The 26,003-nt window shown below is 60.9% G+C and carries 24 protein-coding genes and 1 pseudogene; 10 read left to right on the top strand and 15 right to left on the bottom strand.

Annotated elements, in window-relative coordinates; translation table 11 throughout:
* Positions 1-144 precede the first annotated feature (144 nt).
* From PSH76_RS02925 to PSH76_RS02910, 3 genes are all read right to left on the bottom strand, one after another.
* The gene (locus PSH76_RS02925; RefSeq protein ID WP_003188124.1) at positions 145-1,158 is read right to left on the bottom strand and encodes an AI-2E family transporter; all 1,014 of its coding nucleotides are present in this window, start codon (positions 1,156-1,158) and stop codon (positions 145-147) included.
* Positions 1,159-1,335: 177 nt separating this feature from the next.
* Positions 1,336-1,635, bottom strand: coding sequence for a PsiF family protein (locus PSH76_RS02915; protein ID WP_003188123.1), 300 nt, complete (start codon positions 1,633-1,635; stop codon positions 1,336-1,338).
* Positions 1,636-1,706: 71 nt separating this feature from the next.
* A complete protein-coding gene (locus PSH76_RS02910; RefSeq protein ID WP_032893796.1) occupies positions 1,707-2,495 on the bottom strand; it encodes a helix-turn-helix transcriptional regulator in 789 nt (262 codons plus the stop codon).
* Positions 2,496-2,593: 98 nt separating this feature from the next.
* Here PSH76_RS02910 and PSH76_RS02905 point away from each other — a divergent pair, with 98 nt between their 5' ends.
* Positions 2,594-3,481: a DMT family transporter gene (locus tag PSH76_RS02905; RefSeq protein WP_044271043.1), complete on the top strand. Its 888-nt coding sequence runs from the start codon at positions 2,594-2,596 to the stop codon at positions 3,479-3,481.
* A gap of 96 nt (positions 3,482-3,577) precedes the next feature.
* Here PSH76_RS02905 and PSH76_RS02900 read toward each other — a convergent pair whose 3' ends face one another.
* Entirely contained in the window at positions 3,578-4,468 is an 891-nt protein-coding gene (locus PSH76_RS02900) for a triacylglycerol lipase (protein WP_305493567.1), read from the bottom strand.
* Between the two features lie 176 nt (positions 4,469-4,644).
* Between PSH76_RS02900 and PSH76_RS02895 the strand changes: the two genes are divergently transcribed.
* Positions 4,645-5,175 (top strand): bacterioferritin, encoded by a 531-nt coding sequence (locus PSH76_RS02895; RefSeq protein ID WP_003188119.1) that lies wholly within the window; start codon positions 4,645-4,647, stop codon positions 5,173-5,175.
* A gap of 113 nt (positions 5,176-5,288) precedes the next feature.
* Here the strand turns inward: PSH76_RS02895 and PSH76_RS02890 are convergent, their stop codons facing one another.
* Entirely contained in the window at positions 5,289-7,301 is a 2,013-nt protein-coding gene (locus PSH76_RS02890) for an AsmA family protein (RefSeq protein WP_305493566.1), read from the bottom strand.
* 10 nt (positions 7,302-7,311) lie between these two features.
* Here PSH76_RS02890 and PSH76_RS02885 point away from each other — a divergent pair.
* The 4 genes and pseudogenes from PSH76_RS02885 to PSH76_RS02870 all read left to right on the top strand — a co-directional run.
* A pseudogene (locus tag PSH76_RS02885) lies at positions 7,312-7,764 on the top strand (urease accessory protein UreF); the annotation flags it as partial.
* 14 nt (positions 7,765-7,778) lie between these two features.
* Positions 7,779-8,393 carry an urease accessory protein UreG gene (gene ureG, locus PSH76_RS02880; RefSeq protein WP_003188109.1) on the top strand — a complete coding sequence of 205 codons (615 nt, stop codon included), beginning with the start codon at positions 7,779-7,781 and terminating at the stop codon, positions 8,391-8,393.
* 22 nt (positions 8,394-8,415) lie between these two features.
* Positions 8,416-8,988, top strand: coding sequence for a HupE/UreJ family protein (locus PSH76_RS02875; RefSeq protein WP_003188108.1), 573 nt, complete (start codon positions 8,416-8,418; stop codon positions 8,986-8,988).
* A 176-nt stretch (positions 8,989-9,164) separates the two neighbouring features.
* Positions 9,165-10,274: an AGE family epimerase/isomerase gene (locus PSH76_RS02870; protein WP_098949716.1), complete on the top strand. Its 1,110-nt coding sequence runs from the start codon at positions 9,165-9,167 to the stop codon at positions 10,272-10,274.
* 109 nt (positions 10,275-10,383) lie between these two features.
* On the opposite strand, the gene PSH76_RS02865 is transcribed toward PSH76_RS02870, so the two are convergent.
* The 9 genes from PSH76_RS02865 to PSH76_RS02825 form a co-directional block, all read right to left on the bottom strand.
* Entirely contained in the window at positions 10,384-11,289 is a 906-nt protein-coding gene (locus tag PSH76_RS02865; RefSeq protein WP_003188105.1) for a cation diffusion facilitator family transporter, read from the bottom strand.
* Between the two features lie 173 nt (positions 11,290-11,462).
* Positions 11,463-12,230, bottom strand: coding sequence for an SDR family oxidoreductase (locus tag PSH76_RS02860; RefSeq protein WP_005784288.1), 768 nt, complete (start codon positions 12,228-12,230; stop codon positions 11,463-11,465).
* Between the two features lie 822 nt (positions 12,231-13,052).
* Complete coding sequence (locus tag PSH76_RS02855; RefSeq protein ID WP_005784287.1) at positions 13,053-13,769, bottom strand: ABC transporter ATP-binding protein; 717 nt, start codon at positions 13,767-13,769, stop codon at positions 13,053-13,055.
* Entirely contained in the window at positions 13,766-14,641 is an 876-nt protein-coding gene (locus tag PSH76_RS02850) for an ABC transporter ATP-binding protein (protein ID WP_003188102.1), read from the bottom strand. The genes PSH76_RS02855 and PSH76_RS02850 overlap by 4 nt, the downstream gene beginning before the upstream one ends.
* Positions 14,638-15,915: a high-affinity branched-chain amino acid ABC transporter permease LivM gene (gene livM / locus PSH76_RS02845; RefSeq protein WP_003188100.1), complete on the bottom strand. Its 1,278-nt coding sequence runs from the start codon at positions 15,913-15,915 to the stop codon at positions 14,638-14,640. Before livM ends, PSH76_RS02850 begins: the two co-directional genes overlap by 4 nt.
* Positions 15,916-15,917: 2 nt before the next feature.
* Positions 15,918-16,832, bottom strand: coding sequence for a branched-chain amino acid ABC transporter permease (locus tag PSH76_RS02840; protein WP_003188099.1), 915 nt, complete (start codon positions 16,830-16,832; stop codon positions 15,918-15,920).
* A 201-nt stretch (positions 16,833-17,033) separates the two neighbouring features.
* Positions 17,034-18,170 (bottom strand): branched-chain amino acid ABC transporter substrate-binding protein, encoded by a 1,137-nt coding sequence (locus PSH76_RS02835; RefSeq protein ID WP_098949717.1) that lies wholly within the window; start codon positions 18,168-18,170, stop codon positions 17,034-17,036.
* A 374-nt stretch (positions 18,171-18,544) separates the two neighbouring features.
* Positions 18,545-19,828: an FAD-binding oxidoreductase gene (locus PSH76_RS02830; protein ID WP_305493565.1), complete on the bottom strand. Its 1,284-nt coding sequence runs from the start codon at positions 19,826-19,828 to the stop codon at positions 18,545-18,547.
* Between the two features lie 144 nt (positions 19,829-19,972).
* Complete coding sequence (locus PSH76_RS02825; RefSeq protein ID WP_305493564.1) at positions 19,973-21,463, bottom strand: aldehyde dehydrogenase family protein; 1,491 nt, start codon at positions 21,461-21,463, stop codon at positions 19,973-19,975.
* Between the two features lie 153 nt (positions 21,464-21,616).
* Here PSH76_RS02825 and PSH76_RS02820 point away from each other — a divergent pair, with 153 nt between their 5' ends.
* The 3 genes from PSH76_RS02820 to nadE all read left to right on the top strand — a co-directional run bounded on the left by PSH76_RS02820 (position 21,617) and on the right by nadE (position 24,759).
* The gene (locus PSH76_RS02820) at positions 21,617-22,507 is read left to right on the top strand and encodes a LysR family transcriptional regulator (RefSeq protein WP_305493563.1); all 891 of its coding nucleotides are present in this window, start codon (positions 21,617-21,619) and stop codon (positions 22,505-22,507) included.
* 206 nt (positions 22,508-22,713) lie between these two features.
* Positions 22,714-23,928, top strand: coding sequence for a nicotinate phosphoribosyltransferase (gene pncB / locus PSH76_RS02815; RefSeq protein WP_305493562.1), 1,215 nt, complete (start codon positions 22,714-22,716; stop codon positions 23,926-23,928).
* A gap of 3 nt (positions 23,929-23,931) precedes the next feature.
* Entirely contained in the window at positions 23,932-24,759 is an 828-nt protein-coding gene (gene nadE / locus PSH76_RS02810; protein ID WP_305493561.1) for an ammonia-dependent NAD(+) synthetase, read from the top strand.
* 136 nt (positions 24,760-24,895) lie between these two features.
* Here the strand turns inward: nadE and azu are convergent, their stop codons facing one another.
* Positions 24,896-25,342: an azurin gene (gene azu, locus PSH76_RS02805; protein WP_003188091.1), complete on the bottom strand. Its 447-nt coding sequence runs from the start codon at positions 25,340-25,342 to the stop codon at positions 24,896-24,898.
* Positions 25,343-25,675: 333 nt separating this feature from the next.
* Between azu and PSH76_RS02800 the strand changes: the two genes are divergently transcribed.
* On the top strand, positions 25,676-25,858 hold the full coding sequence (locus PSH76_RS02800; protein WP_005784271.1) for a hypothetical protein: 183 nt from the start codon (positions 25,676-25,678) through the stop codon (positions 25,856-25,858).
* The last annotated feature ends 145 nt before the right edge of the window (positions 25,859-26,003 follow it).

Here is a 26,003-nt window from a genome sequence, read left to right as displayed (position 1 = left end):
TCCCACAGTTTGATCGCGGGGCGTCAGATAGATAGGGGCCGGCTGTGAGGCAGCCATCGCAGGCAAGCCAGCTCCCACAGGTGATCGCATTTCAATGTGGGAGCGGGCTTGCCCGCGATGGCGTCAGCCCAGGCGACACAAGGCCTAAACCATCCCCCCAAGCTTCAGCTCACTCTTCAGATAGGCATAGTAAATCGGCCCCGCCACCACCCCCGGCAAGCCGAACGCCGCCTCAAACACCAGCATCGCCAACAACAACTCCCACGACTTGGCACTGATCTGCCCGCCAACAATACGTGCGTTGAGGAAGTACTCAACCTTGTGGATCACGATCAAATACCCCAGCGCCGCCACCGCCACCCAGATCGACAACGACAACGCCACAATGGTGATCAGCGTGTTGGAGATCAAGTTACCGATCACCGGCAGCAGGCCGAGCAGGAAGGTCAGCACGATCAGGGTCTTGGTCAACGGCAGGTGGATGCCACACAACGGCAGCACCACCGCCAGGAACACCGCGGTGAAGGCCGTGTTCAGCGCGGCGATCTTGATCTGGGCAAAAACGATGTTGCGAAACGCCTGAACCAGCAGGTGCAGGCGGTCGAACAGCGCCGCGGCCAAGGGTTTGCGCTTGGTCAGGTCGGGCACGCGCTGCAAGGCGATGATCGCGCCCAGCACCATACCGATCAGCAAGGTGACGAACATGTGGGCGGCGTCTTTGCCGACCAGTTGCAGTTCACTCAGGTGCTTGCTCAGCCAATCGCCGATGGCCACGCGGAACTCGGCGGCACTGGCGGGCAGGTAAGCGTCGATGGACGGCGGCAATTGGCCGCGCGCGCGGTCGACCACGCCCATGAATTTATCCAGGGACGCCCCGGGGTTTTCCGCTTCGTGGAGCAGGAAGCTGATGGCGCCGGCGAAGATCAAGGCCAGCACGCTGACAATCAAGGTGCCCAGCAAAGCCACCGCCAGCCAGCGTGCGCGCCGGCCTTCGATCAGGCGTTGCAGTTGAGGGGTGAGCATGTTGACCAGCTCATAGACCAACAGGCCGGCCAGCAGGCTGGGCAGCAATTTCAGCGGCAGTACCAGCAGCAACCCGCCGAAAATGATGATGTAGCTGGACAGCAACAACACATGACGCTGAGAAAACGTTGGCATACAGCCTCAAAACAAACGGCGTTGAAGGATGTTGTAGGAGCGAGCTTGCTCGCGAAAAACGCAAGAGCGCCTCGTTTAGTCAGGGCGCCCGTGTGATCGTTCACGTTTTTCGCGAGCAAGCTCGCTCCTACAAAGGGGCTGTGTGCGAGTGTCGCAGCCTTCTATGGCCCGGGGCTATTATTTCTTCAGGCAGGTGCTCATGAAGGTTTTGCGCGCGTCACCGGCCAAGGCTTGGGTTTTCGCCGACGCATTGCAGTCTTTCATCTTCTGCTGCTGCGGGGTCAGGGTCTTGGCGTCGTTGGCGGCAGGTGCCGACAGGCAGGTCTTCATGAAGGCCTTGCGGTCATCGCCCTTGAGCGTCTTGGTGGTGGCCTCGGCATTGCAGGTGGTCATTTTGTTCTGCTGGGCAGTGGCGGCAAAACCCTGGGCACACATCAGCAGGCCCATCATCAACAACGGAATACGCAGCATCTTCATGGAGTTTTCTCCCTGTTACCGTGCCGACGGGCACGGCCTACCGCGCAGTGTAGTCAAAACCTGTTACAACTTCACCGGCCACGGATATTCGCCCGTCGGTATTGCTCCGGCGTGCAGCCAGCGTGGCGCTGGAACATGGCGATAAACGCCGAGGCGGTGCTGTAGCCCAGATCAAACGCCACGTGTTGCACGCTGCGGTCGCTGTCCAGCGCTTCGATGGCCGCCAGGTAGCGCAGGCGCTGGCGCCATTCGCCAAAGCTCATGCCCAACTCGCGCACAAACTGGCGTGCCAGGGTGCGCTCGCTCACATGCACCTGCTCGGCCCATTGCGCCAGCGGGCGGTTGTCTCCCGGCGCGGCCTGCATGCCCTCCAAGACCCCAAGCAACCCAGGGTGGCGGGCGTAGGGCAGGAAGCAGTCGTGAACCGGCGCCTGCCGGAGCTGGTCCACCAGCACTTGGGCCAGACGAATGTCAGCATCGGTGCGCGGTGCATTGACATCGCGCAGGGCGAAATCCTTGAGGATCGCCTTGAGAATGTCGCTGATCGCCAGGGTGCAAGGCTGCTGCGGCAACTGCTCGCACAGCTGCGGCGCCAGGCCTACGGAGTGGTAGACAATCGCCTCGGCATTGTAGGAGCTGTGCTCGGTATGCGGCGGCACCCACACCGCGTACTGCGGTGGCGACATGAAGCGATTGCCCGCCACTTCCATGCGCATCACGCCGCTGGCCGAGTAATCCAGCGAGCCCCAGGTGTGCTGGTGCGGGGTGCATTCGGTGTCCGGGGCAAAATCGGAATACCGAAAGTACACCGGGCTTGGCAGGCGGGCGAAATCGGGCAGGCGTACGGTGTGTCGGGACATATTGTCTGGATTCAACGCTCGGTTGTCTGGATCGCAGTATAGGCTTCGATCCAGACAGAGGATAATCCTGCCTCGTCAACACACTGGGTTTCTTTTCAATGCAATACGCGTATCCACTGCTGGCTATCTTTATCTGGGCCGGCAACACCGTGGTCAACAAATTGGCCGTGGGCTCGATCTTCCCGGCTGAAATCGGCTTTTACCGCTGGCTGTTCGCAGCGTTGCTGTTCACGCCGTTCATGCTCAAACCGGTGGTCGCCCACTGGCCGCAGATCCGCCCCAACCTGGGCAAGATCTTTATCCTCGGCGTGCTCGGCATGGCGGTGTATCAAAGCCTGGCTTACTACGCCGCGACGCTGACCAGCGCCACCAACATGGGCATCATCCTGTCGCTGATGCCGCTGATGGCGCTGACCGCCGCGATCATCAGCCTTGGTCAACGCCTGACCTTTGGCGCCTTGACCGGCGCGGTGCTGTCGTTCGCAGGCGTGGTAGTGGTGGTGTCAGCCGGCAGCCTGGGCGCGCTGCTGCAACATGGGGTCAACCTGGGCGACGGCATGATGCTGATTGCCACGCTGGCCTACGCGGTCTACAGCACCCTGCTAAAAAAATGGCAGCTGCGCCTGCCGCCGTTGGTGCTCCTGTATTTGCAAGTGCTGGTGGCGGTGGTGGTGCTGTTTCCGCTGTACCTGTTCTCGGCCAAGGCAGGTCTGGGCTGGGCGAATATCCCGCTGGTGCTGTATGCGTGCCTGCTAGCGTCGATGCTGGCGCCGTTGGCGTGGATGCACTCGGTGAAGACCCTGGGGCCAAGCCGTACCACGCTGTTTTTCAACCTGCTGCCCTTGATTACCGCGCTGATTGCGGCGCTGGTGCTCAAGGAAGAGTTGGCGCTGTATCACTTGGTGGGCGGTTTGCTGACCTTGGGTGGGGTGATTTTGTCGGAGCGTTGGACCACGCCGGTTGGCCGGAGGGTCAGCGTGGCCTGAGCCATCGCTATCGCAGGCAAGCCAGCTCCCACAGGGGAATGCATTTCAAAGGTAGGAGCTGGCTTGCCTGCGAAGAACGATAACGCGGCTGCCCGGTTAAACCCCGGCCGCCTTCAGCCGCCGGGCATGCTCGACAAACAAACGGATCGGCTCGGCCCCATTGCCCACCAGCCCCAGGGATTGGTTGACGATATCGAAGTGGTCCAGGGCGTAGTCATCGCCGATCACCGTGCCCAGGTGCGAGCTGTAACGCCCGACCAGGCCGTCACACTGGCCCTTCTCCCGCACAAAGCTGCGGGCGAACCAGCGGCAACTGCGATTCGTCCCATCCAGCAAGTTGCGCCCGCGGTCGGTCTTGCCCGGCTGCAAGGTGCCGGACCACGAGTAATAGCGCACACCGTTGACCTCCTCCACTCCCTGCCCACCCCATTCCTGGGGCAACCCCTGGGGATATTGGCGATTGAACAGCGCCACACCCGCGCTGGTCAGGGACTGGTGCGAGGCCGGCAGATCGGCCTTGAAGCGCGGCCCGCGATAGCCGGTTTCCAGCAGGCCCATCACCCAGGCTGCCAAGTGAAAGGCAGCGCTCATCAGCCGGCCTTTGACGCTGTCGACCGGGTAATGGGCGTGGATATGATCGGCCAGTTCCGAGCCATGATTGGGCCCGGCCACCGAGGTCACCGAGGCCACCCATTGCGGGCGCGTGGCCGCCGCATAGCGAGCGGTGAGCGAGCCCTGGCTATGCCCGATCAGGTTGACCTTGTCGGCGCCGGTTTCGCGCAGAATCCGCTCGATCTGCACCAGTAACTGCTCACCGCGCACCTCGCTGGAATTCAGCGGCGCAACCTGCACAGCAAATACCTGCGCCCCACCAGCCCGCAGCGCCGGGACGATGCCGTACCAGTAGGGGAACCACCCCAGGCGTACAAAACCCAGCATGCCGGGCACCAGCACCAAGGGGTAACGTGTAGCTAACGACTGCGGCATGGGCCGAACGTCCTTGATCCAGACGGAATAAAGTCAGGCTAGCCCACGCCCGCGACCAGAAGATGACACCCGCCGGCAAATCCAATAAAACTTTTTGCTCCGCCCAGGACTCACACCTGATAACGACCCCGCCGGCAGAGCGTGGCGTACAACCGGATTAGCCCCAGGAGATTGAAATGACTCAAGCACAATTGACTGACGTTGCAACCCTGCGCAGCCGCGCCCGCCAGAACGTCGAAAACGGCGCCGTAACCGAAGGCTACGACGCCGACCGCGAAGAAATCATCCGCCTGCTCAACGAGTCGCTGGCCACCGAACTGGTCTGCGTGCTGCGCTACAAGCGTCACTACTTCATGGCCAACGGCCTCAAGGCCAGCGTGGCTGCCGATGAGTTCCTGGAACATGCCACTCAGGAAGCCGAGCACGCCGACAAACTGGCCGAACGCATCGTGCAGCTGGGCGGCGAGCCGGAGTTCAACCCCGACCTGCTGTCGAAGAACTCCCATGCGCAATACGTGGCAGGCAACACCTTGAAGGAAATGGTCTACGAAGACCTGGTGGCCGAGCGGATCGCCGTAGACAGCTACCGCGAGATCATCCAGTACATCGGTGACAAAGACCCGACGACCCGTCGCATCTTCGAAGACATCCTGGCCCAGGAAGAAGAACACGCCGACGACATGGCGGATATTCTGCAGGACCTGTAACCACTAACACTGCAACACCCCACTGTGGGAGCGGGCTTGCCCGCGATAGCGTTGGATCAGTAGATAAATCATTGACTGATACTCCGCTATCGCGGGCAAGCCCGCTCCCACAGTTACTTAACAGTTTTTGGCGCCTTGCCTTCCTTCATCTGTTGCAGCAACGGTGCGCACTCATTGGGCTCACCACCGCTTGGGGCCACCAAGGCGAGCAAGCCGGCGGCCGGCCCGGCAATCACACCCAGGGCGACCATGCCGGCACCACGCAGGGCCAGCGGGATGGCCTTGACCCCGGCATTGGGCTTGATGAACGGCCCGTTGACGTACAGCGGTGAACGCAGGGAGAACAGGCGAAAGCCCTTCGATTCCGGCGTGATGGTCAGGTCCAACTGCTCGGTGGCCATATTCGCGGTGCCGTCGATGTAGATGATCGCGTTCTCGGTATCGAACACAAACAACCGCGTGGTCGCCAGGCCCGTCTTGATGCCGAAGTCCGCCGCCGCGCAATTGATCTTCACTTCCTCGTCGCCGAACAGGCGGCCTACCACGTAGTTACCCACGTTGAGCCCGGCGATTTCCATCAGGCTACGGCTGATGGCGCCATCGTTGATGAGCATCTTCAGGTCGCCGTTGGAGGTGCCCAACAGTGCCGCCACCGAGTTACCGCGCCCGGCAATATCGGCATCGCCGTTGAGTTCACCAAAGCTGGTTTTCATCGGTTCGAAGGTGGGGAACAACTGCTTGAGCTTGAAGTTACGCGCCGTGAGTTTGGCGCGGCCCTCCATCGGTGTGGTGCGGCCGTTCAAGCGAATCTGCGCATCGAGCTTGCCACCGGCCACGCCGAAGCGCAGGGGTTCGAGGCTCAGTTGGCCGTCGTTGAGTATCAGGTGGGTGTAGAGGTCGGTAAAGGGCAAATCGGCGCTGTGCACGATGCGCTTGCCGGTGAACTCGACGTCAGCATCCATATCGTGCCAACGCTCGGTGCGGAACTCTTCAACCGGCAGCACTTTGGTCGCCGGCTGTTTGCTTTCACCACCACGGGCTTTTTGCTTGGCGTTGGAGTCCGCGCCGATCAAAGGCGCCAGGTCATCCATCAGCAACTGATTGGACACCAGCGCGCCGCTGAGCTTGGGCCGTGGCTGGCTGGCGACATAGGCCAGGTCGCCATGGATGTCGCTGTTGCCGATCTTGCCGTTGAAGTTCTCGTAGCGGAAGGAGGCGCCGCTGGCTTCATGCAGTTTGGCGATCAGATGGCCGTCGGTGGAATAGGCCGGCGAGTCCGGCAGGGTCACGCCGGTCAGCGGGTACAGGTTGCCCAGGCTGCTGCCCGACAGTTTCAGGCGCAGGTCCAGGGCGCCGAGGTTCAGCGGGTCGGTCAGGGTACCGGCCAGCGCGATGCTGGTGTCGGCGATCTTGACCTGGGCTTGCAGCGGGAACGGCTTGGCCGCGTCCTGCAAGGCCAGCAAGCCACCGATCTTGCCCGTGCCCGCAAGCTTCTGGCCATGATACTGGCCTTTGACCTTGAGGCCGAACGCGTAGTCCTGGGGCGCCGAGCCTTTTTCCAGGGCCTTTTTGGCATCGGCGTCGCCGACGATTTCACCGAAGGGAATCGGCTTGCCCAGCGGGTCGATGATCACATCCAGCTGGGTCTTGAGGCTTTGATCGTCGAGGGTCACATGGCCTTTGTCGAAGCCGATGGCGCCAATGTCCACCACCCAGTTGGACGGTTCGGCGTTGGGGTCCTTGGGGTCGAACTTGAAGGTCCAGTTGGCGCGGCCATCCGCCAGGCGCTGCAACTGGGCACTGGGTTCAGTGAGGTCGATGCGCGGGATCACCACACGCTGCACCAGCAAGGCCAGGGGCGATATGCGCAGCTCAACCTTCTTGAGCGTGACCATCTGCGGTTGTTTCGACCAATCGGGGTTACCCAGTGTCAGGTCTTCGGCAATCACATGGGGCCACGGCACCCAGGCGCGCCAGCCGCCTTCATCGGGCTCACGCTGCCACACCACGGCGAGGTTGCCGTTAATGGCGAACGGGCGATGCAGCTCTTCGGAGACCTTGGCATTGAGGGGCGGCTTGATGCGGTTCCAGTCGAAGAACACCAACACCAGTACCACGATGGCCATTAACAGAACGAAGCTGGCGCAGTTGTGCGACGAGCACCGTGCCAGTCGTGAGACCCGCGAGCTGTATCAGGAGAGCCGCCAGATGGGCTACTCATTGCAACAACTGCTCAACGGCTTGCCGGAACTGGACGACAGCGCCCGTGACTTTCTCGCCCAACGCGACGAACCGCACCTGGCCCTTGGCTGGGCCCTGGCCGCGCGCGCCTGGCACATCAGCGCCGACGACGCCCTTGCCGCCTGGCTGTGGAGCTGGCTGGAAAACCAACTAGCGGTGCTGATGAAAACCCTACCACTGGGCCAGCAAGCGGCCCAGCGGTTGACCAGCGAACTGCTGCCGTTGCTGCAACAAGCCCAGCAGGATGCCGAGCGCATTAACCCTAACCATTTGGGCAGCGCCGCTTTTGGCCTGTCCCTGGCGTGCATGGCCCATGAGCGCCAGTACAGCCGCCTGTTCCGTTCCTGATTGTGGAGAAGCACATGAACACACAACCCCTGCGCGTCGGTATCGGCGGCCCGGTAGGCTCGGGCAAGACCGCCCTGACCCTGGCCCTGTGCCTGGCGCTGCGCGATCGCTATAACCTGGCGGTGGTCACCAACGATATCTACACCCGCGAAGACGCCGACTTCCTGGTGCGCAACCAGGCCCTGGCGCCGGAGCGCATCATTGGCGTGGAAACCGGTGGCTGCCCGCACACGGCGATTCGCGAAGATGCCTCGATCAACCTGGAGGCCGTGGACCAGCTCAACCGCCGTTTTCCCGGCCTGGACCTGATTCTGGTGGAGTCCGGCGGCGACAACTTGTCGGCCACCTTCAGCCCGGAACTGTCGGACCTGACCATCTATGTGATCGATGTGTCTGCGGGCGACAAGCTGCCGCGCAAGGGCGGGCCCGGTATTTGCAAATCCGACCTGCTGGTGATCAACAAGATCGACCTGGCCCCGCTGGTCGGCGCCTCGCTGGAACTGATGAACAGCGACACCCAGCGCATGCGCAACGGCAAACCCTTTGTGTTCAGCAACCAGAAAACCGGGGTCGGCCTGGATGACATTGTCGCCTTCATCGAACGCCAGGGCCTGCTGACCGCCGCCTGATCAACCCATAAGGAACCTGTCCATGAGACTCAACAGACTTTTCGCCGCCGCCGCGCTGCTGCTCGCCCCGGCCCTGGCCTTCGCCCATCCGGGCCATGGCGACAATGGCCTGGTGGCCGGTATCAGCCACCCCTTGGGCGGCCTCGATCACTTGCTGGCCATGGTTGCGGTGGGCCTCTGGGCTGCCCAGCAAAAAGGCGCCGCGCGCTGGGCGCTGCCGTGTACCTTTGTCGGCACCATGCTGATCGGCGGCGTGCTGGGTTTTGAAGGGCTGCAACTGCCGGCACTGGAAAGCGGGATTGCTGCTTCCGTGCTCGCCCTGGGCCTGGCGGTAGCATTGGCGGTGCGGCCACCGCTGTTCGTGGCCGTGGGCGCCACGGCCTTGTTTGCGTTGTTTCACGGCGTGGCCCATGGCCTGGAACTGCCGGATATGACCAGCCCTTGGGCGTATGCGGCTGGGTTTGTGGGGGCGACTGCCGTGTTGCACGCTGCGGGTTATGCGGTGGTGCGCTTTTTACCAGCAGCTGCAGCGCCACTGGTGCGAGTGGCCGGGGCGGCTTCGGCGGCGACTGGGGTTTGGTTGCTGGCGGGCTGATTTGCGGCACTGCTGAGGGCCTCTCGTTCCCACGCTCCGCGTGGGAACGCAGCCGAGGACGCTCTGCGTCCCAAAGCATGACGCAGAGCGTCATAAAATGCGTTCCCACGCAGAGCGTGGGAACGATCAGCCTGCTACCATGCGCGCCTACACCCCTGCCGTGACGACGCCAGCCAATGCCCATCGCTTCCCCCTCTTCCCTGACGCCTGTGCTCACGCACTTCCATGACCTGATCGTGCCGCTCTGGCAAGGCCCGGGCTGGAATGCCGACCTGGCACTGCCCTTTGAGGCCCTGGACGCCGACCACCAGCCTCTGCCCCCACAGCGCTATCGCGCCATGGCCTGCGCCCGGCAGTTGTACCTGTTCGCCAGCCTGATCGGCGAACCCGACGCGGCGTTCGCCGAAGAACGTGCGGCGGCGCTGTTTCGCTCCCTGCAACGGCACTTTCATGATGCCGAACACGGTGGCTGGTTCTACAGCATCGACCCCGCCGGCCAACCGCTGGACAAGCGCAAAGACCTCTACACCCACGCCTTCATTATTTTTGCCTGCGCCCATTACTGGGCCAAGGTGCGTGAGCCGTTGGTAGAGTCGGTGCTCAACGCCGCCCTGGAAGTCGTCGCCCAACGCTTTGCCACCGGCGACGGCTTGTACGAAGCGGTACTGGAGCGCAATTGGGCCTCGCTCAACGCGGGCCCCTTGCAAAACCCGTTGATGCACCTGGCTGAAGGTTTCCTGGCCACCCTCGCGGTGCGTGAGGATGCCGAGGTACAAGCGGCCCTGCTGGCATTGGCGACGGCCATGCAGCAACGCTTCATCGACCGCGAGCACGGCGTGATGATGGAGAAACCGCTGGGTGCTGTGGATAACTGGTTTGAACCGGGGCACCAGTTCGAATGGTTCTTTTTGCTCGAATCTTCAGCTGTGCTGCGCGGCACCGCGTTGCATGGCTCGCTGACACGGGCATTTGCCTATGCCGAGCAAAAGGGTGTGGATAAGTTAAGCGGCGCGGTCAGCGGCATGCTCGCGCTGGATGGCACGGTGCGCGACGGCACCCAACGGATCTGGGCGCAGGCGGAGTACCTGCGGGCGCTGACCTTGCGGCCAGGTAGCGAAGCAGTGCTGCTGCGTCAGTTGCAGGCGCTGCAACAGCGCTTTTTGCATGCAAAGGGTTGGCATGAATGCCTGGATGCCGAGGGTAAGGTGAGCCGACGGGATATGCCTTCGACTACGCCTTATCACTTGGCGACTTGCTATCAGGGTTTGATCCGGCATCTGGGCTGACCAGCAGGGCCCCATCGCAGGCAAGCCGGCTCCCACACTTGAATGTGCGAACACTATCAACTGTGGGAGCTGGCTTGCCTGCGATAGCCTCACCTCGGTCTAACTGACCTCACGCAATCCACTTGCGATCCCCGGTAAAACTGATCGTCAACCACCGCGCCGCATCCGCCGCCCCCAGCCCTGTGGATATCTCCTCACGCAGCCCATCAAGGGTGGCGACGTTATCCACCGGGTAATCCGCCGGCAGCACCACATGAATCTCGATAAACCGCGCGCGCCCGTGCTTCTGCACATAGGACACGTAGTCGTCGAAACCATGCTTGGCCTGCGCCGCGTCCATCACTTCGCGGACCTTGTCGTCCAAGTGATCCGGCGCGATGCCCAATACTTCGCGCAACGCCGGGCGCAAAATCTTGAATGCCGGCGCCAGCATGCTCAGGGCCAGCAGGATCAGGATCAACGGGTCCACGTAGACTGCCCACTCGCCATAGCCCTGGGACTTGAGCAACAGCGCCGCCAGGAAGCTGATCAACAAGCCCACCGACAGCATCGCGTCCACCAGCCAGCTGATGTTGTCGAACTGGATCAATGACGATTTGAGTGTGCGATTGCGATAGCGCACGTAGAAGAAGTAGGCGAACTCCACGACGGTAAACACCGCCGCATAAATGATCACCAGCCCCAACTCGATTTCGCGCCCGCCATTGATAATGCCGAACACGCCATTGAGGAACGCGTAGATGGCGATCAACAGCAGGAAACTGCCTTCTATCAACAGCACCATCGGTTCCAGGTGCCAATAGCCGAACTGGAAACGCTCGTTGCTTTTCTTGGCGATCAGCTTGGCCGTGATCAGCATCAACACCTTGATGGCGGTGGCGATCAGCGAGAAAAAGCCGTCGAACAGAATGGATTGGGCGCCGGATATCACACCCGTGACAATCCCGGCGATCGCGACTGCGAACATCAGGATGGTCGATTGTTTGAGCAGTGCCTGCTCACCTCGGTTACTCACATTGCCTCCTGTCAAAACCTTTAAACCGCTGGGTGCGGTGGGGTTTTCAGGCCGGCAGTGTACCTTATGCCGCATTTTGGCCGATTTGCCGCCACTGAAAGCGGGGCGCAGAGCGCCCCCGGCGGCATTACCACGCGGAGCGTGGGAACGATCAGCGTGTGTCGCGCAGGTGCTTAGCCCTTGGCCCCACGCTCAATCGCAAACCCAGCCCAGGTCTGGCTCACCGGCATCAGCTCCAGGCGGTTGATGTTCACGTGGGCCGGGGTATTCATCACCCAGAAAATCGTATCGGCAATATCCTGCGGCTGGATCGGCTCGGCCCCGGCATAGGTGGCGTCGTAACGCGCCTGGTCACCGCCGAAGCGCACCAGGGAGAACTCGCTCTCACACAGGCCCGGCTCGATATTGGTCACGCGCACGCCGGTGCCTTGCAAGTCGCAGCGCAGGTTCAACGAGAACTGCTTCACGAACGCCTTGGAACCGCCATACACATGGCTGCCCGGGTACGGGTAGTTACCGGCGATGGAGCCCAGGTTGATGATCCCGGCGCCACGGCCATGGGCGATCAGGCGCGGCAACAGCAGATTGGTGGTGGTCAGCAGGCCCTTGATGTTGGTATCGACCATGGTTTCCCAGTCGTCGAGGTCGCACTTGGGTGCCGGGTCGGTGCCCACGGCGAGACCTGCGTTGTTGATCAGGCCACGCAGCTTGGCGAACGACGGCGGCAGGTTGGCGATGGCCTCCTCCATGCCTTTACGGTCGCGCACATCCACCACCAGGCCATGCACTTCGGTCTGCTTGGAAAGCTCTTCGACCAAGGCGTTCAAGCGCTCGGCACGACGACCGGTGAGCACCAGTTTCCAGCCGGCCTCGGCAAAACGACGGGCACAGGCTTCGCCGAAACCTGAAGTGGCGCCAGTGATAAACAGCGTGTCGGACATGGTGTTCTCCTTACGGGCATCGGGAAAAAAACAGCCAGCAGAATGCCCTTACGCCGCCGTTGCGGCAACCGCTATGCACGCACATGCCTGCGCAACTGGTCATTTTTTAACCAACACTATTAAAGCCTTATAAACCGTGGCTTGCAGCCATATGCGCGCAGGTTATCCACAACTGCGCCCACAGTCTTTGGGGGCAAGTGCAAATGGCTCAAAGCCGCTGTGTACAAGGGTTGCAGGCGGTTTTAGAAAGTTTTTTTCTTGACCTGGGGGAGCGCCTATGTAGGCGCTGACAAATGCAGAAAAACACAACGATGGCTCCAGGCCAGTCATTCCGGCCCCTGCGCGCGTCTTTCCAGAGTTTAGTCACAGACTTATCCACAGGCAGGAATGACTTATTTCGTTCATATACCTGTGTCTTTAAACAGGTTGACAAACCCCTGGGGCGCTCGTGAAAAACACGCTGATCAAAAAACAACCACAGAGCTGTAAGCCACGTATTTAAAGGCTTTCAGCCAGCTACTCCCACGTTACCCACAGCCGGTTCCACAGTGGATGGGGACAAGTCAAAACTGTGACAAAACAGGGATTTGCGGCGGCTATATGTCGCGCTTTTGAGGTGGGCTGGATTTGTTTTCCACAATTTGGTTGAGCGCTTGTGGACATCGCAAAAACAAATGTGGGAACCGGCTTTGGGTGGGAGCTGGCTTGCCTGCGATGCGGCCACCTCGGTATGTCAGCTAAACCGAGGTGATGCTATCGCGGGCAAGCCCGGCTCCCACATAAGGCCCGGTTCCCACAGGGTTGATGCGCCTGGATCTTAGGTCAGTGACCACCCAGGTAGGCGTTGCGCACTTCCTCGTTCACCAGCAACTCCTTGCCGGTGCCTGTCAGGCGAATCTCACCATTGACCATTACATAGGCCCGGTCCGACAGGCGCAGCGCATGGTTGGCGTTCTGCTCCACCAGAAAGATGGTCATCCCAGTGGACGCCAGCTCGCGCAGGGTGGAAAAGATCTGCTTCACCACAATCGGCGCCAACCCCAGGCTTGGCTCATCGAGCAGCAACAGCTTGGGCCGGCTCATCAGCGCACGGGCGATGGCGAGCATTTGCTGCTCACCACCGGACATGGTCATCGCCCGCTGGTTGCGCCGCTCCTTGAGCCTGGGGAACAGCTCGAACATGCGCTGCATGTCTTCACTGGCGAACTTGTCGCCAATAGGGATGGTGCCCATCAGCAGGTTTTCCTCGACGGTCATGTCAGGGAACACCCGCCGCCCTTCCGGCGACTGCGCAATGCCGTTGGAAGCGATGTAGTGGGACGACTTGTGGGTAATGTCGACGCCGTTGTAGAGGATCTGCCCCGACTCGGCCCGAGGCTGACCGAAGATCGACATCAGCAACGTGGATTTACCCGCGCCATTGGAGCCGATCAGGCTGACGGTTTCGCCTTCGTTGATGTGCAGCGAGACTTTTTTCAGGGCCTGGATCGGGCCATAGAACACGTCCAGGTCCTTCATTTCGAGGATAGGTGCACTCATACCAGCTCCTCTTCGTCCGCGCCCAGGTAGGCGGCGATCACTTTCGGGTCGTTGCGGATCGCATCCGGGCCGCCTTCGGCGATCACGTTGCCGTGGTCCAGCACCACAATGTGGTCGGAAATACTCATCACCATGCCCATGTCGTGTTCGATCAGCACCACCGTGAGGTCGTGTTCGTCGCGCAGCAGGCGAATCATCGCGCTGAGGGCTTCGGTTTCCTGAGGGTTGAGGCCCGCTGCCGGTTCATCCAGGCAGATGATCTGCGGCCGCGTGCACATGGCGCGGGCGATCTCCAGGCGGCGCTGCTGGCCGTAGGAGAGCTCGCCGGCCAGGCGGTTGGCGCAGTCCACCAGGTCGACCACTTCCAGCCAGTAGAACGCGCAATCCAGCGCATCACTTTCGGCCTTGCGGTAGCCCTTGGTATTGAGGATGCCGGCGAGCATGTTGCGGTTGACCCACATGTGCTGAGCCACCAGCAGGTTTTCCAGCACCGACATTTCCTTGAACAGACGAATGTTCTGGAAGGTGCGCGCAAGGCCCGCGCGATTCACCAGATGGGTGCCGCCGAACATCTTGTAGTACACACGGCTGAGGAAGCTTTTGGGCGACACGAAGTCGGTGGCCTCAAAGCGCTCGCCGAGCAGTTGGATGACGTTGGTTTGCTTGCCCCGTACGTTGAGTTCGATCTTGCCGCCACTGGCTTTGTAGAAGCCGGTAAGGCAGTTGAACACCGTGGTCTTGCCGGCGCCGTTGGGGCCGATCAGGGCGAAGATCGAGTTGCGTTTGACCTGCAGGCTCACATCACTGAGGGCCTTGATGCCTCCGAAGTGCATCATCAGGTGTTCGACGGACAGCACGACTTCCTTGCTCATGGCGCTACCCCCTTGCGTGGAGTCACGCCGGTACGGCTGATGCGAATCAAGCCACGCGGCCTCCAGATCATCATCACCACCATCAACACGCCAAACAGCAACACGCGGTATTCGGAGAAGCTGCGCAGCAATTCAGGCGCCACGGTCAGCACAAACGCGGCAATCACCACGCCGACCGTCGAGCCCATGCCGCCCAACACCACGATGGCGAGGATCAACGCTGACTCAAAGAACGTAAACGACGACGGGTTGACGAAGCCCTGGTAGCTGGCAAAGAACACCCCGGCCAAACCGGCGGTGGACGCGCCAATGGTGAAGGCCGAGAGTTTGACCAGCACATGGTTCAGGCCCATGGAGCGGCAGGCGATTTCATCTTCGCGCAGGGCTTCCCAGGCGCGACCGACCGGCATGCGCGTCAGGCGATGCTTGATGTACAGCACGGCCAGCACCACCAAGAACAGCACGATGTAGATGAACATGAACTTGATATTAGGGTTGTAATCGATGCCGAAAAACTCGTGAAACGGAATGCCGCCATCCTTTGCACGCTTGCCAAACTCCAGGCCCAGGAAGGTTGGTGACGGCACGGGCATACCGTTCGGGCCGCCGGTAAACGACAGCCAGTTGTTTAGCACCAGGCGAATGATTTCACCAAAACCCAGGGTCACGATGGCCAGGTAGTCACCGTGCATTCGCAGCACCGGGAAGCCGAGTATGCATCCCGCCAACGCCGCCGCGATGGCCGCCAGTGGCAGCACGGTCCAGAAGCCCAGGCCCAAGTATTGATAACCCAGCGCCAGACCGTACGCACCGATGGCGTAGAAGGCCACGTAACCCAGGTCGAGCAGGCCCGCCAGGCCCACCACGATGTTCAGGCCCAGGCCGAGCAACACGTAGATCAGCCCCAGGATCACCACGGTGAGCAGGTACTTGTTGGCAAAGATCGGGAACACGATGGCGATCACGATCAGCGCCGGAATGATCCAGCGCAGCCGCGACTTGTAGTCCGGTGGCAGCACGTGCACGCCGGAGCCGCTGCTCTCAAACCCTTGCAGGATCTTCACGCCCTTGGGGGTTTGCAGGAACAGGCTCAGGGCAAAGCGCCCGGCCATGACGATGGCGACCAGCACGGCAACCCGCGCAGGTTCCAGGTTGAAGCTGTAGCCGTCGAGCACCACGCCGACAATCGGGCCGAACACGATCAGCGAAATCAGCCCCGCGAGCACCGTATCGACCACACTTTTCTTGATATCAATGGATTTGGCAGCAGACATGTTTACACCTTAGCCACGAGTGGGCGACCAAGCAGGCCCTGGGGACGGAAAATCAGAATCACCACCAGCAGGGAGAAACTGAACACGTCTTTGTAGTCAGAGTTGATCAACCCCGAGAACAGCGACTCGGAAATACCGAGGATGATCCCGCCGAGCATCGCCCCAGGCAGGGAGCCGATGCCGCCGAGTACCGCTGCGGTAAACGCCTTGATGCCGATGATGAAGCCGGCATAGAAGTCGAAGGTGCCGTAGTTGAGGGTGATGAGCACGCCGGCCAGGGCGGCCATGGCGGCACCGATGACAAACACGTAGGAGATCACGCGGTCGGTGTTGATGCCCAGGATCGAGGCCATCTTGCGGTCTTGCTGGGTAGCGCGGCACATGCGGCCCAGCTTGGTGTATTTGATGATGTAGGTGAGCAAGGCCATGCCAGCAAAAGCGGCGACCAGAATGAACACTTTGGTGTAGGTCAGTTGTACAAACCCGGTGCCGATATCGACGCGCCAGGCGCCGGCCAGCAGGGTGGGAATCCCTTGTTGCTTGGCGCCCTGGGCGATCTGTGCGTAGTTCTGCAGGATCAGTGAGATGCCGATGGCGCTGATCAGCGGTGCCAGGCGGGTGGAGTTACGCAACGGTTTGTAGGCGACACGCTCAATCACCCAACCGTACACGCCGGTGACGACCACGGTGAAGATCAAGGTACCGAGAATGAGCAGCGGGAAGGATTCGATGCCGAAGTAAGCCAGCAGTGCCAGACTGATCGCCGCGAGGTAAGCGGAAATCATATAAACCTCGCCGTGGGCGAAGTTGATCATGCCAATGATGCCATAGACCATTGTGTAGCCGATGGCGATCAGGCCATAAACCGACCCGAGGGTCAGGCCGTTGACCAGTTGCTGCAGGAAAATACCATCCATAACGCAATCTCACGCGGTGAGCACCTGCACACCGGTGGGTGTGCGGCGCTTCTGGAGGAAAAGACAGATCGGGGTCAAAACACAGCCCTTATGTGGGAGCGGGCTTGCTCGCGAATGCGGTGTGTCATAAACACATTCGGCGACTGACACTCTGCTTTCGCGAGCAAGCCCGCTCCCACATTGAGTCCGTGGTGCTTGTACTTACTTCTGCTTTTCCAACTGATGGTATTTGCCGTCTTTGTCCCACTGGTAAACCACGTAGTCAGAGACTTTCAGGTCGCCCTTGGAATCCCAGGCTTTTTCGCCCATGACGGTTTTAACCGGGTTGGCCTTGAGCCACTTGGCAGCGTCTTCGCCCTTGTTGGACTTGGCACCGTTGAAACCGGCGGCCAGGGCCTGGATCGAGGCGTAGGCGTACAGGGTGTAGCCTTCTGGCTCGGTGCCGTTCTTGCGGAACTCTTCCACCACGGTCTTGCTGTCGGGCAGCAGGCGCGGGTCGGCGCCGAAGGTCATGTACACGCCATCGACGTACTGCGCGCCGCCGGCGGTGGCTACCAGTTCGTCGGTGACCACGCCGTCATCGGACATGAACTTGACGTCTTTCAAGCCCGCTTCACGGATCTGGCGCACCAGTGGGCCGGCTTCCGGATGCAGGCCGCCGAAGTACACGACGTCGGCGCCCAGGGAACGGATCTTGGTAACCAGGGCGCTGAAGTCTTTCTCGCCACGGGTCAGGCCCTCTTCCAGCACCGGCTTGACGCCGCGCTTGGTCAACTGGGCTGCGGTGGCGTCGGCCAAGCCTTTGCCGTAGGTGTCCTTGTCGTTGATCACCGCGACTTTCTTGCCCTTGAGCACATCGACGATGTAGTCGCCGGCGACGATGCCTTGCTGGTCGTCACGCCCGCACATGCGGAACATGGCGCCCAGGCCGCGTTCGGTCACTTGTGGGTTGGTGGAGCCTGGGGTGATGGCGATGATGCCCGCTTCGTCGTAAACCTCAGACGCCGGGATGGTATTGGATGAACAGAAGTGCCCGACCACGCCGATCACTTTGTCCTGGTCGGCCAGGCGGTTGGCCACGGCCACGGCCTGCTTGGGTTCACAGGCGTCGTCGCCCGCCACCAGCTTGATCTGCTCGCCGTTAATGCCGCCGGCCTTGTTGATAACGTCGGCTGCCGCCTGGGCACCCTTCATGTACTGCTCACCGAAAGCGGCGTTGGCACCCGTCATCGGGCCCGCCACACCAATTTTCACATCAGCTTGAACAAACGTAGAAACACCCAGCGCCGCAGCAACGGCGAGGGCCAGAAAACCTTTCTTGTAAAACGTCTGGGACATGAGTGGTGCTCCGATATTTTTGATTTTTGGCACGACAACTTGCATTCAAACCTTTCACCGAAAGCTCAGAGCAAGCCGCGTGCCATTACGTTTTTATTCTTCAAAAAGACACGGTGTCATTGTTATTACAGGCGTTTCGACGCCTTTTGCCAGGACGTGCAACCGTCTAGCGTCTACAGGTGCAACCAACACTGCAAAAAAGTACAACCCTGGCAGGTCGCACCTGCAACCACAGGCATAAACGACAGTTCCTACAGCTGTAACAACGTGCGTAACGGAACTGCACATTTACAGTGCGTGATTGCTACGACTTGCACCAATACAGATGGGTAGCCTGCTAAGAAAATGCAGGCTTCTGAGGGGTATTTCGCTGATCAGATCACGATCCTCAGGCATTGCCCGGCGTGATAGAGCGAGAAGCCGGCTTCATACAGGCAACTGCGCAGGCCTACCCCGGCCAGGGGTTGCATGGGCGCAAAGGGGATCGGCAAGGCTTGGGGGTCCTGGTGACACAGGTAGTCGGCAAACGCCTTGCCCACCACGCTGCCGGTGGTCACCCCGCGCCCGTTATAACCGGTGACCGCCACCAGGCCGGGGGCCGGTTCGAACAGGCGCATCAAGTGGTCGGGGGTGAACGCGATGCAGCCGGTCCAGGTGTATTCCCACTGCACCGGTTTGAGGTACGGGAAGTAATGTTGCTGCACCCGATCGGCCCACGCTTTGAGAAACCATGCCGGTTTCTGGTTGCCATTGCCGAGGCTGCCGAGTAACAGGCGGCCATCGGCATCGCGACGAATGCTGCTCAGGACCTGGCGCGTGTCCCATGAGCCTTGGCCGCCGGGGAGGATCTGCTTGGCCGCGTCATCGGTCAGCGGCGCCGATGCCACCTGGTAGTAATAGCCGGGGAAGAAGTTACGCCGCAACTCGGTCCATTCGCCTTCGGTGTAGGCGTTGGAGGCGATCACCACCTGCGCGGCCTGCACCGCGCCCTCGGCGGTCTGCACCGACCAATCGGCGCCTTGACGCTCAAGCTGGGTGACCGGCGAATGATCGAACAATTGCCCGCCCAGCCCCACGGCGGCATTCGCCAACCCCGTGGTGTAGGCCATGGGGTTCAAGGTGCCGGCGCGCCGATCGAGCAGCGCGGCGGCGATTTTGCGGGTGCCGGTGGCGTGCTCGCAGACCTGGCCGGTGAGTAACTCAACCGGCGCGCCACGGCGTTTCCACTGCTGCTCACGGCTGCGCAAATCCGCCTCGCCACGGGCGTTGTGCGCCATGTGCAAGGTGCCTTCACGGCGCAATTGGCAGTCGATGTTGTACTTGTCGATCAGGCTGAACACCAGGGACGGCGCCGCACCCAACATGCGGTTGAGTTGGCTGCCCACCGCCGTGCCGAAACCGGCCTCGATCTCGTCCGGTGGAATCCACAGGCCGGCGTTGACCAGCCCGACGTTGCGCCCGGAACCGCCGTGGCCGGTGCGATGGGCCTCCAGTACGGCGACGCTTTTACCCTGCTCCAGCAAATGAATGGCCGCCGACAAACCGGTGATGCCGGCGCCGATCACGCACACATCCACCTTGACCGCGCCCTTGAGCGCGGCCCGGTCGGGGCGGCCAGGGGTGAGGTGTTCCCATAAACATGTTTCGCGCAGTGCCATTGCCAGACTCCGGGATGAATTCACCACCGCTCGTTCCCGCGCTCTGCGTGGGAATGTAGCCTTGGACGCTCCGCGTCCGCATTGTCGTGACGCGGAGCGTCACAGGATGAGTTCCCACGCAGAGCGTGGGAACGATCAGTCTGGTCAGTCGAAGGTGATGCCTTGTGCCAACGGCAGCTCCAGCGAGTAGTTCACGGTATTGGTCTGCCGGCGCATATACCCGCGCCACGCATCCGAGCCCGACTCACGCCCGCCGCCGGTCTCCTTTTCACCCCCGAACGCGCCACCGATTTCCGCGCCACTCGGGCCGATGTTGACGTTGGCAATGCCACAGTCGCTGCCCACCGCCGACATGAACTGCTCGGCTTCACGCACGTCGGTGGTGAAGATGCAGGACGACAAGCCTTGCGGCACGGCGTTGTTCAGGCGCAGGGCTTCGGCGAAGTCGGTGTAGCCCACCACGTAAAGAATCGGTGCGAAGGTTTCGCTGCACACCACGTCGCTTTGCTCGGGCATTTCCACGATGGCCGGCGATACGTAGTAGGCGTTGGGGAATTTGTCTTGCAGTTGGCGCTTGCCGCCGAACACCTTGCCGCCTTCGCTCAAGGCTTGCTCAAGGGCGTCCTGCATGTTGTCGAAGCTGTGCTTGTCGATCAGCGGGCCGATCAGGTTGCCTTCCAGCGGGTGGCCGATGCGCACCTTGGAATAAGCAGCCTTGAGGCGGGTGACGATTTCTTCCTTGACCGACTCATGGGCAATCAGCCGGCGCAGGGTGGTGCAGCGTTGGCCGGCGGTGCCCACTGCGCTGAACAGGATGGCGCGTACGGCCATGTCCAGGTCGGCGCTCGGGCCGAGGATCATCGCGTTGTTGCCGCCCAGTTCAAGGATACTGCGGGCAAAACGCGCGGCGACTTTGGGTGCCACTTCACGGCCCATACGCGTGCTGCCGGTGGCGCTAATCAGGGCGACGCGCGGGTCATCCACCAGCGCAGCGCCGGCGTCGCGGCCGCCGATGATCACTTGGCTGAGGTACTCGGGAGCACCGTCGAACGTCTTCAGCACGCGCTCGAACAGGGCTTGGCAGGCCAGTGCGGTGAGCGGGGTCTTTTCCGACGGTTTCCAGATCACCGCGTTGCCGCACACCAAGGCCAGCGCAGTGTTCCACGCCCACACGGCCACCGGGAAGTTGAAGGCGCTGATCACGCCGACCACGCCCAGCGGGTGCCAGGTTTCACGCATATGGTGGCCGGGGCGCTCGGAGGCGATGGTCAAGCCGTACAGCTGGCGCGACAGGCCGACGGCGAAGTCGCAGATGTCGATCATTTCCTGCACTTCCCCCAAGCCTTCCTGGGTGATCTTGCCGGCTTCCCAGGAAACGAGTTCACCCAGGTCGGCCTTGTATTCGCGCAATACATCACCGAACTGGCGCACCAGCTCGCCACGCCGCGGTGCCGGCACCTTGCGCCAGGCCTCGAATGCATGCTCGGCGCGACTGACCTGTTGCTCCACCTCGGCGGCGCCTTCCCAATGGACACTGCCGATACGGCTGCCATCAATCGGTGAATGCACGGGTTGTTTCCCGGCCTGGTACAGCACCGGGTTTACCCCGAGACGATCAAGCAATGCGGCAACCATGGGTCACTCCTTCAATCTGCATACAAAAATTCGCACCGCAATACGCACGGCGATCCTGGCCCTATTTGTAGCTGGCCCAAGACTTGCCAACAAACGACGATTAGGCGAGATATCATTCCCTTTATTCATGCAAAGAATAAGAAGAGGCATGCCGTGCTGAACAAAAGACATTTGCCCTCGATCACCGCCCTGCAGTGTTTCGAAGCGGCCACCCGCCACCTGAGCTTCACCCGCGCCGCCGAGGAACTGAACCTCACCCAAAGCGCGGTGAGCAAACAGGTGGCGCAGCTGGAAGAACTGTTGCAACACCTGCTGTTTCGCCGCGTGCGCCGGCGCTTGCAGATGACCCCGGCGGGCGACCTGTACCTGGTGGAAGTGCGCAAGATCCTCACCCAGGTAGAGATGTCTACCCACTACCTGCGCTCCTACGGCGGCGAAACCGAAGTGCTGCGTGTGTCCACGCCCTACACCTTCGGCGCACGCTGGCTGGTGCCGCGCCTCAAGGGTTGGCGCTTGCGTCACCCGCAGATCCACCTGGACCTGTGCAACGAGCAGGACCCGGACGAGTTGTTGCAAGGCAAGGCCGACATGGCGTTCTACTTCGGCCAGGGCGCACGTCCCGGCACCGAGAGCCTGAAACTGTTCAGTGAAGAGCTGGTACCGGTGTGTGCGCCCGAGAGCCTGCCCGCCCAGCCCTTCACCGACCCCACGCAACTGAGCGAGCTGGTGCTGCTGCAAAACGCCTCGCGGCCCCAGGGCTGGCATGACTGGTTCGCCAGCCAGGGCTTTCATACCGAGCACAGCTACCATGGGCCGCGGTTCGACACGTTCTACATGTGCATCCGTGCGGCGCAGGTGGGGTGTGGCGTGGCGTTGTTGCCGCGTTTTCTGGTGGAGGAAGAATTGGCCGAGGGCAAGTTGGTGATTCCCTGGCAGTATGGGATGCCAAGCCAGGATGCTTATTACCTGGCGTATCCTGAGCATTCTGCGGAGGTGCCCAAGGTGCGCGAGTTTGTGAAGTGGATGATGGAGCAGGTTATTTAGGCGCCTGGAAAACCGCCATCGCAGGCAAGCCAGCTCCCACATTGGAATGCATTTCAACGGTGGGAGCTGGCTTGCCTGCGATGGCGCCAATAGCCTCACTGAAAAAATCACTGGCAATCCCCCACAGGTCTATGCGCCACTAACCCCCTTCCTCAATTGTGCGTAAAGGCCGGCCTCCATCGCCGACCCGTCTGGAGATTCCCGTTATGAGCGAGAGTGTGTTTGCCGATCGCATCGTGCAGAACCTGCTCGACACCGACTTCTACAAGCTGACCATGATGCAGGCGGTGCTGCACAACTACCCGAACGTGGAAGTTGAATGGGAGTTTCGTTGCCGTAACAGTGAAGACCTGCGCCCTTACCTGGCGGAGATCCGTTACCAGATCGAGCGCCTCGCCGAGCTGAGCCTGAGCCCCGATCAACTGGGCTTCCTGGAACGCATCAGCTTTATGAAGCCGGACTTTTTACGCTTCCTCGGGCTGTTTCGCTTCAACCTGCGGTATGTGCAAACCGGCATCGAGAACGGCGAGTTGTTTATCCGCCTGCGCGGGCCGTGGCTGCATGTGATCCTGTTTGAAGTGCCGATGCTGGCCATCGTCAGCGAGGTGCGTAACCGCTACCGCTACCAGACCGTGATCCTTGAACAGGCCCGCGAGCAGCTGTACCGCAAGTTCGACTGGCTGACCGCCAATGCCTGCAGCGACGAGCTGTCGGAGCTGCAAGTGGCGGACTTCGGCACACGCCGGCGCTTTTCCTACCGGGTGCAAGAAGAAGTGGTGAGCGTGCTCAAGCACGATTTTCCGGGGCGCTTTGTCGGCACCAGCAACGTGCACCTGGCCCGTGAGTTCGATATGAAGCCGCTGGGCACCATGGCCCACGAATGGATCATGGCCCACCAGCAACTCGGCCCGCGCCTGATCGACAGCCAGATCGCCGCGCTTGATTGCTGGGTGCGCGAGTACCGGGGCCTGCTGGGTATCGCCCTCACCGATTGCATCACCACCGACGCGTTCCTCGGCGACTTCGACTTGTACTTCGCCAAGCTGTTCGACGGCCTGCGCCATGACTCCGGTGATCCAATCCAGTGGGCAGAAAAAGCCATCGCTCACTACCACAAGCTGGGCATCGAACCGATGAGCAAGACCCTGGTGTTCTCCGACAGTCTGACTTTGCCCAAGTCATTGGAGATATTCCGGGCACTGCGTGGTCGCATTAATGTGAGCTTTGGCATCGGCACCAACCTGACCTGTGATATTCCAGGGGTGGAACCGATGAGCATCGTGCTTAAAATGACCGCCTGCAATGGCCAGCCCGTCGCGAAGATCTCCGATGAAGCGGGCAAGACCCATTGCACCGATCCGAATTTTGTCGCCTATTTGCGTCACGTTTTCAAAGTACCTGCCCTATCCAGCAAGGAGTGAATCATGCAAGCCGTACAGCGTGAGATTGCGCAACAGCTCAAGGTGCAAGCCCCGTTCAAAGACCAGGCCGCCCTTGAAGCCGAAGTTGCCCGGCGCGTGGCCTTTATCCAGGACTGCCTGCGCAATTCCGGGCTCAAGACCCTGGTGCTCGGCATCAGTGGCGGTGTCGATTCCCTGACCGCAGGCCTGTTGGTCCAACGTGCGATGCAGGAGCTGCGCGCCAGCACCGGCGATGAGGCTTATCGTTTTATCGCCGTGCGCCTGCCCTACGAAACCCAGTTCGACGAACACGACGCCCAGGCTTGCGTGGACTTTATCGAGCCGGACGAACGCCACACCGTGAACATCGGCCCGGCAGTAAAAGCCCTGGCCAATGAAGTGGCCGCCTTTGAAGGCAAGGCCGCAGCGTCCCGTGACTTCGTGCTGGGCAACACCAAGGCGCGCATGCGCATGGTGGCCCAGTACACCATCGCCGGCGCGGCGGGCGGCCTGGTGATCGGCACCGACCATGCGGCAGAAGCAGTGATGGGCTTTTTCACCAAGTTCGGTGACGGGGCCTGTGACCTGGCGCCGTTGAGCGGACTGGTGAAGCACCAGGTGCGTGCCATTGCCCGCCACTTTGGCGCGCCGGAATCGCTGGTGGAGAAGGTGCCGACCGCCGACCTCGAAGACCTGTCGCCGGGCAAGCCGGACGAGGCGTCACATGGCGTGACCTATGCCGAGATCGATGCGTTCCTGCAGGGTGAGCCGGTGCGTGAAGAGGCGTTCAGGATTATCTGCGAGACCTATCGCAAGACTGAGCACAAGCGGGTGATGCCGTTTGCGCCTTGAGGTGAAACCGATGGTTTTGCATTGATTGTCAGATCGCCATCGCAGGCAAGCCAGCTCCCACACTTGACCGTATTCCAACATAGGAATGCGGTTGAATGTGGGAGCTGGCTTGCCTGCGATAAACGATAACGCTGTCTTACTTCAGAACCACAGCACCTTTCATCATCGAGATGTGGCCTGGGAACGAGCAGAAGAAGCTGTACTTCTCATCAGCCTTCAGCTTGGAGACGTCGAAGGTCACCGAGTCTTTCTCGCCAGCGCCGATGATCTTGGTGTGGGCGATGATGCGCTCATCACCGGCTTTCAGGTAATCCTTGTCGATCCCAGCAGCCATGCCGTCGGTTGCCACAGGCTGCATATTGGCTTCGGTGGTCAGCACCCAGTTATGGCCCATCACGTTCTTTGGCAAGTTGCCCGAGTGAGTCAGCTCAACGGTGAACTGCTTGCAGCTCTTGTCGATAGTGATTTCTTTGGTGTTGAAAGACATTTGATCGGTGGAGTCGACAGTGACCTTGCACTCTGCAGCAAGCAACTGGCCGCTCGCCAGAGTCAGCAGGGAAACAGCAACGAGTTTGGCAAACATGTGAATCTCCAAGGCAGGGTTTTAAAAACGCGGATTGCGGTAAGGGTGCCTCAATCAGGCTTGAGTTCTTATGATCTGAATCAACAGATTGTATACAACTTTAGGCTATCAGCTTCATCAACACAATCAACCAGCCAAACTGCCACACCCTGCCTATGATCGGCCCACCACTCACGGGAGTTCATGCCATGCACCTTAATCACCTGTTCAACGGCCTTCTGGCTGCCTACGCCTGCGGTAAGTGAAAGCAAAGGGCACCACGAAGCTGCTACCATGACGACCCAAGGCAGCTGCGCGCCGCCCACCCTCACCTTCGACCCTAGAGGATCGCCCATGGCCAAACCTAATTACTCCTTCGCCAAACGTCAGAGAGACTTGGCCAAGGAACAGAAGAAAGAGGAAAAGCTGCAACGCAAGAAAGCCGCTGCAGACGAAGAAGCCGGCGCGCTGAACCCGGATGCCGAAGGTGAAGCGGCAACTGACGAGACCGAAACCCCGAAAGACCCCGCAGAATGATCGTTCCCACGCTGATCGTTCCCACGCTCCGCGTGGGAACGATCAGCGTGGGAATGCATCCCCGGACGCTCCGCGTCCCGCACCAGGCTTGAAGCCGGCGCAAGGGTGACGCAGAGCGTCACAGCAGGCATTCCCACGCGGAGCG

This window comes from Pseudomonas sp. FP215, assembly GCF_030687795.1.
Classification (GTDB): domain Bacteria; phylum Pseudomonadota; class Gammaproteobacteria; order Pseudomonadales; family Pseudomonadaceae; genus Aquipseudomonas; species Aquipseudomonas salmasensis.
The sequence above is the reverse complement of the archived record's forward strand: the minus strand, read 5'-3'. Positions and strand labels throughout refer to the sequence as shown.

Bases quoted from the DNA above. Each gene is read 5' to 3' on its own strand.
- PSH76_RS02855 (WP_005784287.1), bottom strand. From the start codon at position 13,769: ATGAGTGCACCTATCCTCGAAATGAAGGACCTGGACGTGTTCTATGGC.
- PSH76_RS02800 (WP_005784271.1), top strand. From the start codon at position 25,676: ATGGCCAAACCTAATTACTCCTTCGCCAAACGTCAGAGAGACTTGGCC.
- PSH76_RS02895 (WP_003188119.1), top strand. From the start codon at position 4,645: ATGACTCAAGCACAATTGACTGACGTTGCAACCCTGCGCAGCCGCGCC.
- livM (WP_003188100.1), bottom strand. From the start codon at position 15,915: ATGTCTGCTGCCAAATCCATTGATATCAAGAAAAGTGTGGTCGATACG.
- azu (WP_003188091.1), bottom strand. From the start codon at position 25,342: ATGTTTGCCAAACTCGTTGCTGTTTCCCTGCTGACTCTGGCGAGCGGC.
- pncB (WP_305493562.1), top strand. From the start codon at position 22,714: ATGAGCGAGAGTGTGTTTGCCGATCGCATCGTGCAGAACCTGCTCGAC.
- nadE (WP_305493561.1), top strand. From the start codon at position 23,932: ATGCAAGCCGTACAGCGTGAGATTGCGCAACAGCTCAAGGTGCAAGCC.
- PSH76_RS02890 (WP_305493566.1), bottom strand. From the start codon at position 7,301: ATGGCCATCGTGGTACTGGTGTTGGTGTTCTTCGACTGGAACCGCATC.
- PSH76_RS02850 (WP_003188102.1), bottom strand. From the start codon at position 14,641: ATGAGCAAGGAAGTCGTGCTGTCCGTCGAACACCTGATGATGCACTTC.
- PSH76_RS02835 (WP_098949717.1), bottom strand. From the start codon at position 18,170: ATGTCCCAGACGTTTTACAAGAAAGGTTTTCTGGCCCTCGCCGTTGCT.
- PSH76_RS02825 (WP_305493564.1), bottom strand. From the start codon at position 21,463: ATGGTTGCCGCATTGCTTGATCGTCTCGGGGTAAACCCGGTGCTGTAC.
- PSH76_RS02870 (WP_098949716.1), top strand. From the start codon at position 9,165: ATGCCCATCGCTTCCCCCTCTTCCCTGACGCCTGTGCTCACGCACTTC.
- PSH76_RS02900 (WP_305493567.1), bottom strand. From the start codon at position 4,468: ATGCCGCAGTCGTTAGCTACACGTTACCCCTTGGTGCTGGTGCCCGGC.
- PSH76_RS02925 (WP_003188124.1), bottom strand. From the start codon at position 1,158: ATGCCAACGTTTTCTCAGCGTCATGTGTTGTTGCTGTCCAGCTACATC.
- PSH76_RS02840 (WP_003188099.1), bottom strand. From the start codon at position 16,832: ATGGATGGTATTTTCCTGCAGCAACTGGTCAACGGCCTGACCCTCGGG.
- ureG (WP_003188109.1), top strand. From the start codon at position 7,779: ATGAACACACAACCCCTGCGCGTCGGTATCGGCGGCCCGGTAGGCTCG.
- PSH76_RS02905 (WP_044271043.1), top strand. From the start codon at position 2,594: ATGCAATACGCGTATCCACTGCTGGCTATCTTTATCTGGGCCGGCAAC.
- PSH76_RS02830 (WP_305493565.1), bottom strand. From the start codon at position 19,828: ATGGCACTGCGCGAAACATGTTTATGGGAACACCTCACCCCTGGCCGC.
- PSH76_RS02875 (WP_003188108.1), top strand. From the start codon at position 8,416: ATGAGACTCAACAGACTTTTCGCCGCCGCCGCGCTGCTGCTCGCCCCG.
- PSH76_RS02915 (WP_003188123.1), bottom strand. From the start codon at position 1,635: ATGAAGATGCTGCGTATTCCGTTGTTGATGATGGGCCTGCTGATGTGT.
- PSH76_RS02910 (WP_032893796.1), bottom strand. From the start codon at position 2,495: ATGTCCCGACACACCGTACGCCTGCCCGATTTCGCCCGCCTGCCAAGC.
- PSH76_RS02860 (WP_005784288.1), bottom strand. From the start codon at position 12,230: ATGTCCGACACGCTGTTTATCACTGGCGCCACTTCAGGTTTCGGCGAA.